The sequence below is a fragment of the Vreelandella sulfidaeris genome (assembly GCF_042429665.1).
Lineage (GTDB): Bacteria > Pseudomonadota > Gammaproteobacteria > Pseudomonadales > Halomonadaceae > Vreelandella.
The window spans coordinates 453471-467990 of sequence record NZ_JBHMAC010000010.1; the positions used below are offsets into that span (position 1 = coordinate 453471).

Genomic DNA, 14520 nt, shown 5'->3' on the forward strand with positions numbered 1-14520 from the left:
AAAGCCGCCTTTAATAAGGCGGCTGCATAGGTGTCCCGCGTAACTATCGCATGTCTTCAAAGCATGTCCTGGAAAAGAGGCTTTCCCCTCTCTTCATCACGCCCGAGACGTTCGGTTCAAGATGCGTTAATGCTTCAATATCACATAGAACGCATGGATGATGCCGGGAATGAAGCCAAATAGCGTGAGGATAATGTTCAGCCAGAAATGCCCTTTAAAGCCGACCTCGAAAAATACCCCAAGTGGGGGAAGAATAACCGCGAAAATCATCTTGATCGGATCAGTTGCAGTAAATGCCATGAAGCCTCCATTGCTTACAGGGTGGAATTTGTACAAGTGTAGATACTTTCATAACTTTATCCAGGCTATCCAGGCCTCGTTAAAGACGTTTGATTGATCAACGATAGAATCGTTCCGTTGAACCATTGTATTTCTGCCGCCATTAGCGCCACCACTATTCGGGAGGGACCCCATGCCTAAAGTAACGATGAAAGTCACCACCACCTCTGTGTGCCTGTTAAGTTGTTTGGTCTCGGCGCATAGCTGGGCTCAGACACCATCGGATGCCAATGGCGCCGAGCTGGACACGCTGCAGGTTACGGCTCCCAGGCTGGAGCGGGAGCTTTATGCCACCCCAGCGGCGGTTTCAACCATTGACCGTGATGCCATCGCGCAAGGTCAGCAGCGCACCCGGCTGGATGAATCGTTAGTACGAGTGCCAGGAATGTTTCTGCAAAACCGCGATAACTTTGCCCAGGGCCAGCGAATCTCTATTCGTGGCTTTGGTGCCCGGGCACCGTTTGGCGTACGCGGCATTACGGTGATGGTCGATGGAATTCCTTACACGCTACCCGATGGGCAGGCGCAGCTCGATGCCATTGACCTGGACAGCGCCCAGCGTATTGAAGTCATTCGCGGGCCTTCTTCGGTATTGTATGGCAACGCGGCGGGCGGGGTCATTGATGTGACCACCGCCAATGGCCGTGATAACCCGGGCACGAGTCTACGTACCGAGGCGGGTAGTGATGGTTATCGGAAGGCTGCGCTACAAACAGGCGGCGCCCAGGGAGACTGGTCGCATCATGTCAGCCTTTCTGCGCTAAATGTGGATGGGTATCGTGAGCAAAGCTCGACGGAAAAGTATCTGCTGAATGCCAAGCTGCGCCGCGAATTAGGCAGCGATCGCGCATTAACCGCCATTATTAACCTGCTCGATAACCCTCGCTCGGAAGACCCCGGTGCGCTGAACGCCCGTGAAGTGGCTATTGACCGTGCTCAGGCGGCCCCCAATTCACTGGCACTGGATGCCAGGCAGAGCGTGGATCAACAGCTGGTCGCGTTACAGTACGAAGACTTATCGGCGGGTACTGGGGAACTCTACCTAAAGGGCTTTATTTCCCAACGTGACTTTGAGCAGCAGTTGCCCTATGTGGGCGATAGCTGGATTGGTTACCAGCGAGATTATCTGGGTGCGAGTGCCGAGTACCATCATGAGATCACTTTGGGTGGCCTGCCATTGCGCTATATCACGGGTGTCGATGTTGCGCACCAGGACGATGAGCGGTTTCGTAATGATGTCAACGCGCAAGGCGTTGTCGGCGAGAAGACGGCCGACGAGACGCAAAAAGCGACCTCCGCCGGGGTATTTGCCCAAGGTGATTTGGCGTTGACGGAGCAGGTGACGTTCTCGCTTGGTGCCCGCTTTGATCGGGTGGAGCTAGAAGTAGATGATCACTTTTTAGATAACGGTGATCAGAGCGGCGAGCAAACCTTTGACGAATGGAGCGGTTCTGCCGGGCTGAGCTACCGTTATCGCCCCGAGCATCAGGTTTACGTCAATACCGGTACGGCGTTTGAAACGCCGACGTTTTCCGAGTTTGCTAATCCCTCGGGCGGTGGTTTTAATCCATCGGTAGAACCACAAAAAGCCTGGAATCGTGAAGTCGGCGCGCGCGGCTATATCGAGCCGTTGGCGTTGGATTATGATGTGACGCTGTTTTCAGTTCGCGTTCGCGATGAGTTGGTGCCTTATGAAGAGGAAAATGGAGGGCGCACCTTTTATCAAAACGCGGGCGACACCAACCGAGATGGGGTCGAGTTGGCGCTGGGCTGGCAACTAGCCGATCAGTGGCGGTTAAACAGTGCGTTGACGTTAGCGAACTATGAGTTTGACCGGTTTGCCACGCCTACTGAGCGTTTCGGGGGAAACCGACTTCCTGGCCTGCCCGAGCAAACCTGGGTCAACCAACTGACCTGGGAAAACCTGAATGACCGTTTTGCTACCTTGGAAACGCAGTATGTGGGCGATATGGTGGCCGACAATGCTAATGAGACCGACATCGATAGCTACTGGCTTGTGAACTTGCGCGTCGGTGATGGTTGGCAGCTAGGGGGCGATACGCGTCTGAATGCGTTCCTGGGTATCCGTAACCTGCTTGATGAAGATCACTACGCCAATGTGCGCTTGAACGGCACCTATGGGCGCTACTATGAACCCGCCCCAGGGCGCAGCGTGTATGGTGGGGTAGAGGTGAGTTTTTAAGTCTTGGGGAGATAAAAATGGGCAGCCTTGTAGGCTGCCCATTTACGTTTTGGGTGGCTGTATGGGGTGGTAGCCCTTACTCTTTACCCTTTATTCGGGTAAGGCGTAACCGATCACATAGTCACCCATTTTAGTCCCGAATGTGCCGTGGCCACCGGCGGTCACCACGATGTACTGGCGGCCGTCGGCGCCGGTATAAGTCATCGGCGTCGCTTGGCCTCCAGCGGGCAGCCGAGCTTTATACAGCTCTTCGCCGGTAGTAATGTCGTAACCGCGCAGGTATTGATCCAACGTGCCGCTCATGAAGGTAACACCCCCGGCGGTGGTCAGCGGGCCGCCTAGCGCCGGAACACCTACTTTCAAACCGATCGGTAGATCAAACGGCATGCTGTCGCGTGTTGTGCCATTACGGTGTTTCCACACGACGTCGGCGTTCTGCAGGTCGATACCGGCGACATCGCCCCAGGAAGGCGCTTGGCAAGGCAGGCCGAGCACGGAAAGTAGCGGACCAAGCTCGACGGCATAGGGGGCGCCTGCATTGGGTTGCAGGCCCTGTTCGCTGGCTGAGCCCTGCCCGTCCTCTACTTCTTCACGAGGTACCAGTGTGGAAACAAACGCAAGGTATTTCGCGCCGGTGAATAGCGCCTGGCGTTCGGGATCAACGGCCACGCCGCCCCAGTTCATCACGCCAACATTACCCGGATAAACAATGCTGCCTTCCAGTGAAGGCGGTGTGTATTGACCTTCGTAGCGTAATGACTGGAATTGAATACGACACATCATCTGATCGAAGGGAGAAGCTCCCCACATATCGCGCTCGGTGAGCGGCGGTGGCAGCAAGTTCAGCGCAGAGCGCGGCTGGGTTTCAGCCGTCCAGTCGCCTTCCACTGCGCCTTGCGGAACGGGGATCTCCTCGATCGGCACGATCGGTTCGCCGGTTTCCCGGTTCAGCACGTAAAGGCTACCCTGCTTGGTCGGCTGAATGACCGCGGGTTGGGTGCCTTCATTGGTGGCTAGGTCAATCAGTACCGGCTGTGCCGGCATGTCCATGTCCCATAGGTCGTGGTGAACGAACTGATAGACCCATTCCACCTGCCCATCTTCCAGGTTAAGCGCGACCAGGCCGGCACTATAAGTTTCATCGTTTTCACTACGATTAGCACCGAATTGGTCAGGGGTGGCGTTACCCATCGGCAGGTAAACCATCCCCAGCGTCTCATCGACACTGATCGGGGCCCATACGTTAGGGGAGTTGCGGGTATAAATCTCGCCTTCGGGTAACGGCTCGGTGTTGTCAGGATTGCCGCTATCCCAGTTCCATACCAATTCACCGGAATGCACATCGAAGGCACGAATGACGCCGGAAGGCTCATCGATAGAGCTGTTATCGGTAACGTGCCCGCCCAGAATAACCAGGTTCTCTGTTACCGTAGCAGGAGATGTAGAGTAGTAACCGCCAGGGTCGAAGCCGCCAATATTATTCGTCAAGTCAACTTCACCATTCTCGCCAAATGTCGTGCACCGCTCACCGGTGTCGGCATTCAGCGCAATTAAACGCGCATCTGCTGTGGGCAGATAAAGCCTGCGTGGGCACATGACGTCAGTATCACTGAGCATGGGCGGCGTGTTGCCCTGTTCTTCAGTACCCAACAGTAATGACAAAAAGGCGAGATCCAGAGTGTCACTATCATTGTTATCGAAGCGCTCAACAGGGAGTAGTGGGCCACTCTCTGACGGAGCATTGGTGGTGGCGGTTGCTTCGGTAGCATCAGGAGCCGTGGAGTAGTTAGCGGCATCGTAGTAGGCGAGGCCCCGGCAGGTCATGTGGGCCCAAAGTGAGAAGTCGTCGGCCCCCATCGTGCTAACCTCAGGGTCAAATTCCCACACTGTTTCGCCCGTTTCCGGGGACAGGGCCATGGCACGACTATGCGACGTACAGATATACAGGCTGTCGTTTACTTTGAGGGGCGTATTCTGATTGGTAATTTCAGGTGGGGCGTCAGGTCCCGCGGCGTCACCGGTTTGAATGCGCCATACTTCTTCCAGTTCACTAATGTTGTCTGGAGTAATCTGTTCGAGCGAAGAGTAGTGAGTGCCGGCATTAGTGCCGCCATAGGCAGGCCAGTCGTCGCCCGCTACTTGCGCCGGGTTAACGCTATCACCAGCTGTTTGACTATTATTTGCCAGTGTCCCCTCAATAGCGCCTGGGTCACTGAATTGGCTGGCAATGGCCACGATAACCGCGGCGGTAATGCTGCCAACCAGCGCCAAGCTACCGCCTTTTGATTGCAGCGGTTTACGCCACCACGGCAGGAGCAACAGAATACCGATTAAGCAGAGAATGGCGACACGGGGCACCAACTGCCACCAGTCCAAGCCGACTTCCCATAGTGCCCACGCTAGTGTGGCAAAAAGAATTAGCGCGTAGAGCCAGAGAGCAGCGCCTCGGCGCAGGGCAAATAAAACGCCGCAGGCAATAATGCTAACTCCCGCGATTAAGTAATAGGCGCTGCCGCCAAGATTGACAAGCTTGCTGCCGCCAATCGCTAGCACCAAGCCGACAATAAGTAGTAGCAGGCCAACGGTAATCGCTGGCCATTTACTATGATCACGCGTGCTTTCTTCCATGAGATATCCTTTGTAACAACCTACCGACAACGCGTTTTAACCCATCGACAGCGCCGATGGGTTAAAACACACGATTCTTAAGGATAATTCTAATTATCAATTCGCCATTGGTCTAACGATTTGATAATTTTCTAAGCGGGGCACCCTACCGTCACCAATCTGATGGTGCGGTAGGGTGGTTTAAAAGGAGGGTGGTTTAAAAGCAGAGAGTTAGAGTTTGACCAACATCTTACCTGTGTTGCCACCCTCGAACAGAGCGAGAAAAGCATCAGGCGTGCTTTCCAGGCCTTCTTTCACCGTCTCTTTATAACTCAGCTTGCCTTGGGCTACCTGTGGCGACACTTCGTTCAGGAAGTAGGGATAGCTTTCCCAGTGGTCGGCAACGATAAAGCCCTGCATTTTGGCTTTGCGAATCACCAACTGTGAGAGATTGCTCGGGCCAGGAGTTGGTTTTTCAGCGTTATAGCTTCCGATCATGCCGCATACAGCGATGCGAGCGCCCTCATTTAGCTGGCTAAGCGCTGCTTCAAGGCAAATGCCGCCAACGTTTTCGTAATACACATCAATACCATTGGGGCTGGCGAGTTTAATGGCATCACTAAGCTCATGGGCATCTCTATCCTGATACGTAACCGGCTCAACGCCGAGAGATTCCAGCCACGCCAGTTTGTGGGCTGCGCCTGCAATACCCACCACATGGCAGCCTTTGGCTTTGGCCAGTTGAACCACTAACGAGCCCACCGCGCCGCTGGCAGCACTGACCAGAACGTTATCACCTGGCTTGCATTCGGCAATCGTATTGAGACCTGTCCAGGCGGTCATGCCGGGCATGCCTAAAACGCCCAGATATGCCTGCTCAGGAATATCGCTATCGGGTAGCGGAGTGACGCCTTCAGCGGGGAGTTGAGCAATATCGCGCCAGCCGCCCATATGGCTTACTTTGTCACCTACCTTTAAGCGTGAATCATTTGATTCGATAATCTCGCCAATGGCGCCGCCTTCCATCGGCTTGCCTAGTTCAAATGGCTCTACATAGGTACGCATGCCGCTCATCCGACCACGCATATAAGGGTCGACGGATAGCCAGTGGTTACGAATACGCACTTCGCCCTCGGCGAGCTCAGGAAGTGTTTGCGTTTCTAGCGAGAACAGGTCGCGCTCTGGTAGCCCTTGTGGGTAATCGGTAAGTGTATAGAACTGCGATTGCATAAATACCTCCTGTAATGACATAACGAGTCTGACTCCTTGCAGCATAGAGACCATTAGCATGCTTGCAAGTTCGTGGCAGCGATAAACATCATCAAGAAGGCGTGGCAGTGACCCATACAGGCATAAAAAAACAGGGCGACCTATAAAAAGTCGCCCTGTTTATCTACTCGCGGGGATTGCGATGCTTCGTGTGCTGTCACTTTGATTAGGCTAAGGGGTATCACACAACAATCAAGGATGTGTTATCCGTTAATCCAACAGCGTTACCATCACTGGAGCCGTACCGCGGCGGATCATGCCAAGCTTCGCTGCCGCGCGTTTAGATAAATCAATAATGCGTCCTTTGGTAAAGGGGCCGCGATCATTGATAAGTACCTCTACTTCTTGCCCGGTGTCCGGGCGTGTCACCAACACCTTGCTGCCAAACGGCAAACTGGGGTGGGCGGCAGTCAGTGCCTGCTGGTCAAAGGGCTCTCCACTGGCAGTGGTAGCCCCTTGAAAGCGGTCACTGTAAAACGAGGCGACGCCTTCCTGTGTTGCTAAATCTTGTACTGCTAGGTCTTGTGCAAAAGCATTATTGGCAGCGCTGCCTACTAGTATCGCTGCCAAACATAGTGTTTGGATCAGTCTTTTTTGAGCTCCCATAGGAGTACCTCAGTTTTGCGTCTAACGAATCCCGCACTCTTGATGAGGTGCCTACTCGGCTGGTCGATACTACCCTTGTCGTGCCGAGTCAGCAAGCTTTGAGACGATCGGCGCAGTTAGGTTCAATTTCGTGCTTTTTTATTCTTTGCCTATGTATTCTTGTGTTTCAGTCGTTTAACAATATAGGTACGAAGTGTTTCCAGAAGGTATTTATTTAAAACAGTATTTTTTAATGAAATGATCCCCAAAAAATAACTAATCCCCTTATAATATCCGACGATTAATTAATATTTGTATTATGACTCAACAAGGGCATGCTCATGGCTAAATCTTCTTCGCTAGGTTATATGTTGGTAGCCGTTGGCGGTGCCGCCGTCGGTTTTCTCGTTGCTCAGGTGGTTCCGCTCCCTGCAAGCATCGATGAAACGACCGGTGACCGCGTGGAACTGGCTGATCAACCCACGACGGCTGATGCGATAAAAGGCTTAGCAAAGCTAAATGTTGATGAGCGTATGCGGGGTGAAATAACCTCGACCAGCGAACTTAATGGTAACGATGGTAGTCGTTTTAAGCGTTATGCGATCTCACTGGAAGAAGATGATATCGTTGAGTTTTCTCTGCAGGGTGCGCTGCAGGGCGTGGTGTCACTGTATGATGACGAGCTACAATTACTCGATAACGCGCCTATCGTACGCCACCGTATTGAGGAGAGTGGTGACTATGTGGTCGTGGTTAGTGGAGCGGATGCTCATAGCTACGGTCCCTTTAGCCTCGCGAGTCGTACGGTAGAACTCTCGAACGCTGACTCCATGGCGGTAGGTGAGCCAATTGATAGTTGGCTGCAAGGCGATACGCGCCAAATAACCATCAATATCGCAGAGGCGGGCCTTTATCAGTTGGAAATGCGGTCTGATGATTTCGATGCTTATTTAGAATTAGCAGGACCAAATGGCTATGCTCGAGAAGATGACGACAGCGCCGGTAATCTCGATGCCCGTATTACTGATTTTCTTGAGCCTGGCGACTACACGTTAACCGCACGCAGCGCCTATGGAGAGGGTGTTGGCGTTTATACCCTGTCAGTAGAACCCCAAGTATTGCCTGGCGATGGCGAGCTGCGTAATGAAGGTACGCTCACGGCTAATGAGTCACTTAACGGCTGGTACACGGGCCAGGCGCTTAGCTATCAAGTGAATATTGAAGAAGCGGGTATGTACCAGATTGAAATGACCGCCAGTGATATTGACGCTTATCTGGTGCTTGAAGGGCCTAACGGCTATTACCGTGAAGATGATGACAGCGCGGGCGACTTAGACGCACGTATCGCCGATTTTCTTGCTCCCGGTGTTTATGAACTCACTGCTCGCACGGCCTACGGCGAAGGCAGCGGCATATTTACGCTTTTCGTTCAGTCCCGCGATATGCCTGATGTCACCTTGCGTAATGAAGGGGTTCTCACGCCTGGCGAGACGTTAAATGGTTGGTATAGCGGTGAGCCCTTGCAGTATCAGTTGGAGGTAACAGAGAGCTCGTTAGTAACACTGGAAATGCGCTCTAACGATTTTGATACATTTATTGAACTAAGTGGCCAAGGCGTTGCATTGAGTGACGATGATGGCGCTGGTGGGACTGATTCCAGGCTGCAGGAGTCATTGCTGCCTGGTACCTATACCGTCAGTGCCCGTGGTTTTAGCGTTAACGGTAGTGGGTTGTTTGAATTAACCGCTGATATGGAGCCAACCACGATTGAGCCAGCGCTATAAGTAGCTCAGTGATGGATAAATAAAGATGCCCTTGCCGCGTTATGTGGCAAGGGCATTTTCAGTTATGAAAGATAGTAACGGTCGGCTGCGTGTTTAGCGACTTGCTTTGAGACAACCCACCACCACCAGCACAGCCGCCGCGGGCAGGCGCCAGTCGAGCACGCTCATGCCTGCCAAAACCAGCAACAGGGCGGCCAGGATCGGTACGCCATAAGCAAGGCTACCGATAAGGCTAGCGTGTCCCCAGCGCAATGCCTTGTCCCATGCCACCATGGCAATACCATAAGGGCCTAATCCCAAGGCAATTCCTGCCATTAAGGCATCACTGTCGGGCAGCGCGAGGTTGCCTTCCAGTACCCAGCTAGCTGCGAAGGAGATCGTGCAGGCGATCAGTAATATCCTGGGCAGCAAGGGTGCCAATGGCAGCGGGGCCGTCTGGCTTAGCCAGGAATAGATTGCCCAGCAGAAGGCGGCCAGTAACGCCAGTGCGTAGCCGGTGGTGGCGCCCCCCAGACCCCCATTGATCGCTTGAGGAACCAGTAGCAGCGCTGCGCCTGAAAAGGCGATTAATGCCCCTATTACACCGGCGATACGCAGGCGACCAAAACGGCTCCATTGACTGAGGAGCACGAACAATACCGGCCAGGTGTAGGTAATAAGTGCGGCTTCCGCGGCAGGCGCTAACCGCATGCCGATAAAGTAAGTGCTGACGGCGCCAAAGATGAGTAGCGGAACGCCTATCCATACGCTTAACCACCAGCCTGCCCCGCAGGCGGCGACATTAACCCGACGGCTTAGCGGGAGTGTTGCTAGTGCTCCCGCTAAAAGCGTCACCGCGGTTAGCTGTAAAGGCGGTGTCGCGTTGGCAAGTTCTGCCAGTAACGGTGCCACGCTCCAAAGCATCACGGCCACAAGGGCAGCACCTACGCTGTACCAACGAGGAAATAGGGCTGGGGAGTGAACGCGATGCATGAGGGTTCTCCTTGATTAAAGCGTGTGCTGGCAAGCATACTCAGCATCAACGCATCACAATATCGATCATTTATGATTGGTTATATCAAGGTTGGTGATATATGCGGGCACCTACACTGGACCTAACGCTGCTACGTACTTTTGTAGCGATTGCTGACACCGGCAGTGTGACCGCCGCCGCGAAACGTTTGGATTACACTCAGTCCACGGTGAGTATGCAGTTACAACGGCTAGAGGCGCAGTTATCGCTCACATTGCATGAGCGAGAAGGGCGCCGGATACGCTTCACCACCGAAGGCGAGCGGTTATTGAGCCATGCGCGTCGGCTCTTATCGCTCAACGACGAAGCGTGGAGTGATATGCAGGCGCGCCAGATAACGGGCGATCTCACGCTTGGCATCCCGGAAGATTACGCCTCCCTGTTGCCCTCTGTGTTTGCCTATTTTCATCAGCTTTACCCCGCGGTCGGACTGAAGGTTATCTGTGGCACTAGCGCGCTGCTGGTGGAGCAGGTAAAAGCCAAAGAGCTTGATTTAGCGCTGGTGACGCGCCAACGTAACTCGCCGGGTGGCGATGTCATCCGGCGTGAACCGTTAGTATGGGCGGTGGGGGTTAATCAGCAGCCGCTGCTGAGCGACCCGCTGCCATTGGCGTTGTATTCACCAGGGGCTGATGTATTTCGCGAGGTAGCTGAGCAGGCGTTGCAGTCAGCCGGACGTAGTTGGCGGGTGGCCTATACCAGTCAATCCATGGCGGGGTTAGCGCCCATTGTGACCGCTGGTCTCGCGATCGTGGTCGTCACTCGTAGCATGTTAACCCCCGCGCTTAGGCCTCTGGATGAGAGCAGCGGTTTACCTGTGCTGCCAATGATCGAGCTGGCGCTGCATCGCGCCCCTCACCGTCCTTCGGAGCCTGCCCGACGGTTGGGAGAGTTAATTCGCGAACAGCTGGCCGCGCCCGAACAAGCGCTATAATACCCGCCGTGGCTATTGGTCGGTGCTTTGGTCTAGTGTGCTTCGGGTCTAGTGTGCTTCGGGCACTAGCACTGAAGAACTGAAGCTGTGGGTGCCGCTATGCGACTAGAGGGGAATAGCGGTCACCGCCTGGGTAATACTTAACGTTGATAAGAAGCGAGTGCTTTAATCAGCGGACATAAACGTTACTGGCTAAACTAAAAAGCAAATAAATGGCTGTTAGGAGCATGACATGCACGAACTGGATCGCTATATCTACCCACATCGGATGCTGCACTGGCTGGTAGCTGTCGCGGCGTTACTCGCGTTGACCATTGGGTTAACGCTAGGCTTTCTTGGTTATGAAAGCACTGTTAATTTGCTTGGCAATACCCTCACCAATGTGCTTTATACCAGCCATAAGACCCTGGGCGTATTGATATTACTGCTCATGACGCTGCGGATTATTACCCGTTTGGCGTTTGTCGTACCTGACCATGAACCGCCCTTGAATACGTTTGAGCGGTTAGTCAGCACCAGCGTTCATCATTTGCTCTATGGGGCGTTGATTGTTATGCCTTTATTGGGTTGGGCAGCCACGGCGAGTGGGGGCTTTCCCGTTGAGTTTTTCATCTGGCATTTGCCAGGCTTTATTGGTGAACATGAAGCGCTCTCCGAACAGTTGTTTATGTGGCATGAGCGAGTGGGCTGGCTTATTTTGGGCTTAATAGTACTGCATATTGCGGGCGCTATTTTCCATTGGAAAATCAAGCGCGATAACGTGATGAAGCGTATGAGTCTGTTGGATTAAAGCTACAAATTCGCTGGCACATAATGATAATCAGTCGCTGCGTGGGACGATTTGGCCGTATACATATGGCTATCCGCTTCACGCAGCAAACTCTCAAGCGTGGCCCCATCGTCGCCATAGCAAGTGCTTACTCCGATACTCACTCCGACGTTTATTCGCTCCCCACAGGGAAGCTTGATCGGTGAGCGAATAGCGTAATCAATCCGTGCTTGAATACTTTCTAGCGGTTCACCTGACTCGATATTCTCCATGATGATGACGAATTCGTCACCGCCAAGTCGTGCGCAGTGGTCGCCGTCACGAGCTGAGTGGGCAATCCGTTTAGCAATTTGCTGGAGAACAAAGTCGCCTGCTTCATGACCATAAACGTCATTAATAGGTTTAAAGCGGTCAAGATCAAGCATCAATAAGGCCAGCCGATGATTATGCTGGCGATTTCGATGCAGCGCGGCGTCGGCATCGCGGCATAGTCCATAACGATTCAACAAGCCGGTGAGTACGTCGCAGTTGGCTTGATGTTCTAACGCTTTGGTACGGGCCGCCACTTTTTGCTCCAGAATACTTTCTTGTTTTTTAAGCGCCGCTACCATCGCGGATTGGGCTAACTCCTTTTGGCGTTTAAGTTGATTGAAATGGGAGACCAGTGCAAACGAAAGCAGCAGCATTTCTAATGCTGAACCAATTTGAAGCCCATGCAGGGTGATAAAGTTAGTGGGCAAGACGCCTAAATTGCGCAGCGTAAATACGCCGGTGCCTAGCAAAAAAAGTGACCATGCCAGGACAAATAATTTAGCGCTGGGAACCCCACGTAGGGTGCAATAGCTGCCGCATACCATCAGTAGTAACGAGGTCATAAAGCCCGTGACATCCATAAGGTGCAACGCTACAGGAATGGGTAGTAACAGCGTGGCGATGACCGCCAGCCAGCAGTAGCTTCTAAACGTGGTGACTATTTGGTGCCAGCGGGGGCTATAAGTAGCGGTATTTAAAAAGCTTTGCGCAAACAGTGTCGCCATGGTGGAGGCGAAAGTGAAGCTTAGTGCCACTAAACGCGCGGTGTTTTCGGCTAAAAAGCTCCAGAACATCAGTGTGCCAAGGCCGTTAAAGGCCAGGATAGCCAGTCCAAAACCGCCTACAAATAGTGAATAGTGCAAAAAGACACGCTCTCTAAACCCTAAATATAACAGTGCATTATATAATCCCAGCGCTAATAGCATGCCAAAGTAAGTCGCTAACCAGAAATTTTGTCGTTCGTTTTGAGCGTAAAATGCATCTGGCGTCATTAAATTATAGCTCAGCATCTTGCTGCCATAAGCGGCCACATGGGTATACAGCGTAACGGTTTCGTTGGGATCCAAGGAAAGTGGAAAAACCGCCTGGCGATGGGCGAGCACTCGTTGCCCAACGGGCACGGCGCTACCGCTGCGCTGAACGCCAGTGAACTGTTCGCGTAATGTATAAAGTGTCACGTTATCCAGGAACGGATACTCAAACTGGATTATCCAGCGCTGGGGGCCCGGTGAATCATTGTGCACCTGGGTACGCAGCCATACAGCTTGCTGGGTATAACCAAAGTTTAAATCGTCGGAGTGGCGTGACGGTTCAAAGTCTCGTGGTTCAGAGAGCAGTCGGTGGAGGGTTTGAGGTGGATCGTCAGTACTCCAGAATTCACTATAAGGAACCAGGGAGTAGCTAGATTGATTTGGCGATGCGGATAACGGCATGCTTGCCTGAGAACATGGCATAAAACAAACCGCAAGCAGCAGTAATAAACGGGTGAGAACACTCACCGTTATACGTTGTGCATGCATAGGGCATCGCTATTTTAGTTTTGTGACCCCGTAATGTGCTTCCTGGGTTCCCTTCCCATGCCGGGGGCCGCTTCTCGTCAAACAAATGCTTAGGCGCGGTAGTTTGTTATCTGGATAGAAGCGCCTACTGAATAGCATGAGCATCGCTTGCTCGTTTGTTCACGATAGTCACTGTCAGTGTAGTCGGCTTTTAAAGTCACCTATGCTGAAACTCCTCATCCTTAATAAATGATGTCATTAATAAATGGGTAAGCCTCTGAATGAGTTGGCCGCTATGGCGCCAGAAGTGCCAGTACAAAGGCACTGACAACACATACCCTGGAGCGACACTGGCTAAATGGCCATTGACCATTAGGTCGCTGACTTGACGTTGCGGCACCATGCCGTAGCCGATGCCCGCTAACGCTAAGCGCACAAATCCTTCTGACGAGGGACATAGGTGGTAAGGAAAAGGCCCTTGAAAACCGAACTGAGCAAGAAAGCGTTGCTGCAACTGGTCATGAGGACCGAAGACGATGGCCGGTGCGCGCTGAAAGCTCTCTGTCGTAGGGCCTTCAGGAAAATAGCGCTGAATATAGCCGGGCGTAGCAATCGGGTGATAACGCATTTCCCCCAGCGCAACGCAGCGCGCCCCGGCAATAGGCTGCGGCGTCGCGCATAAGCAAGCCGCCACATCGCCCTCGCGTAAACGTTTGAGCCCGACATCCTGGTCCTCAATGACCAGGTCCAGTAATACCCCTTCTTGCTGACAAATGGCCGCGACGGCATCCGCCCACCACGTGACGAGACTATCGGCATTGATCGCGATCCGCAGGCGGGGCGAGGGATCATCCAGGGTGGGCAGAGATCCTCGCAGGTCACGCTCTAATAACTGAACTTGCTGATAGTGCGTTAACAACCGCTGGCCTGCGGCGGTGGGAGTTAGCTTGGGATGACGCACCAGTACCGGCTGGCCAAGACGTATTTCAAGCGCCTTGATGCGCTGGGATACCGCCGACTGCGACAGCCCAAGTACATCGCCTGCGCGGTCAAAGCCCTCGCATTCCACTACGGTCGCCAAGGCATGAAGAAGTTTGTAGTCAAGCATGGCGGTGTTCCATGGTAGTCGTGTGGTGATGGTTGCTAAAGCGACGTAGAGACGTTAATTAAAATGTGCTCACTATACCAATAGGCGTCTTTATTTGCT

General features: G+C 53.1%; 11 protein-coding genes. 4 read left to right on the forward strand and 7 right to left on the reverse strand.

The window, feature by feature from the left end:
• Nucleotides 1-126: 126 nt before the first annotated feature.
• The gene (locus ACFFLD_RS07050; protein WP_035538925.1) at nucleotides 127-300 is read right to left on the reverse strand and encodes a YqaE/Pmp3 family membrane protein; all 174 of its coding nucleotides are present in this window, start codon (nucleotides 298-300) and stop codon (nucleotides 127-129) included.
• Between the two features lie 172 nt (nucleotides 301-472).
• Here ACFFLD_RS07050 and ACFFLD_RS07055 point away from each other — a divergent pair, with 172 nt between their 5' ends.
• Nucleotides 473-2542: a TonB-dependent receptor family protein gene (locus ACFFLD_RS07055; RefSeq protein ID WP_386038571.1), complete on the forward strand. Its 2070-nt coding sequence runs from the start codon at nucleotides 473-475 to the stop codon at nucleotides 2540-2542.
• Between the two features lie 90 nt (nucleotides 2543-2632).
• Here ACFFLD_RS07055 and ACFFLD_RS07060 read toward each other — a convergent pair whose 3' ends face one another.
• The 3 genes from ACFFLD_RS07060 to ACFFLD_RS07070 form a co-directional block, all read right to left on the reverse strand.
• Entirely contained in the window at nucleotides 2633-5170 is a 2538-nt protein-coding gene (locus tag ACFFLD_RS07060; RefSeq protein ID WP_386038573.1) for a glucose/quinate/shikimate family membrane-bound PQQ-dependent dehydrogenase, read from the reverse strand.
• A gap of 210 nt (nucleotides 5171-5380) precedes the next feature.
• A complete protein-coding gene (locus tag ACFFLD_RS07065) occupies nucleotides 5381-6379 on the reverse strand; it encodes an NADP-dependent oxidoreductase (protein ID WP_386038575.1) in 999 nt (332 codons plus the stop codon).
• 249 nt (nucleotides 6380-6628) lie between these two features.
• Entirely contained in the window at nucleotides 6629-7024 is a 396-nt protein-coding gene (locus ACFFLD_RS07070) for a septal ring lytic transglycosylase RlpA family protein (RefSeq protein WP_386038577.1), read from the reverse strand.
• A 320-nt stretch (nucleotides 7025-7344) separates the two neighbouring features.
• On the opposite strand from ACFFLD_RS07070, the gene ACFFLD_RS07075 reads away from it, so the two are divergent.
• The gene (locus ACFFLD_RS07075; RefSeq protein WP_386038579.1) at nucleotides 7345-8787 is read left to right on the forward strand and encodes a hypothetical protein; all 1443 of its coding nucleotides are present in this window, start codon (nucleotides 7345-7347) and stop codon (nucleotides 8785-8787) included.
• A 93-nt stretch (nucleotides 8788-8880) separates the two neighbouring features.
• Here ACFFLD_RS07075 and ACFFLD_RS07080 read toward each other — a convergent pair whose 3' ends face one another.
• Entirely contained in the window at nucleotides 8881-9759 is an 879-nt protein-coding gene (locus ACFFLD_RS07080) for a DMT family transporter (protein ID WP_386038581.1), read from the reverse strand.
• 101 nt (nucleotides 9760-9860) lie between these two features.
• On the opposite strand from ACFFLD_RS07080, the gene ACFFLD_RS07085 reads away from it, so the two are divergent.
• The gene (locus ACFFLD_RS07085) at nucleotides 9861-10733 is read left to right on the forward strand and encodes a LysR substrate-binding domain-containing protein (protein ID WP_386038583.1); all 873 of its coding nucleotides are present in this window, start codon (nucleotides 9861-9863) and stop codon (nucleotides 10731-10733) included.
• 232 nt (nucleotides 10734-10965) lie between these two features.
• Nucleotides 10966-11523: a cytochrome b gene (locus tag ACFFLD_RS07090; RefSeq protein ID WP_386038585.1), complete on the forward strand. Its 558-nt coding sequence runs from the start codon at nucleotides 10966-10968 to the stop codon at nucleotides 11521-11523.
• Nucleotides 11524-11525: 2 nt separating this feature from the next.
• Here the strand turns inward: ACFFLD_RS07090 and ACFFLD_RS07095 are convergent, their stop codons facing one another.
• A complete protein-coding gene (locus ACFFLD_RS07095; protein WP_386038587.1) occupies nucleotides 11526-13247 on the reverse strand; it encodes a diguanylate cyclase in 1722 nt (573 codons plus the stop codon).
• Nucleotides 13248-13530: 283 nt separating this feature from the next.
• Nucleotides 13531-14421, reverse strand: a complete 891-nt coding sequence (locus ACFFLD_RS07100; protein WP_386038589.1) for a LysR family transcriptional regulator ArgP — start codon at nucleotides 14419-14421, stop codon at nucleotides 13531-13533.
• Nucleotides 14422-14520: the final 99 nt, after the last annotated feature.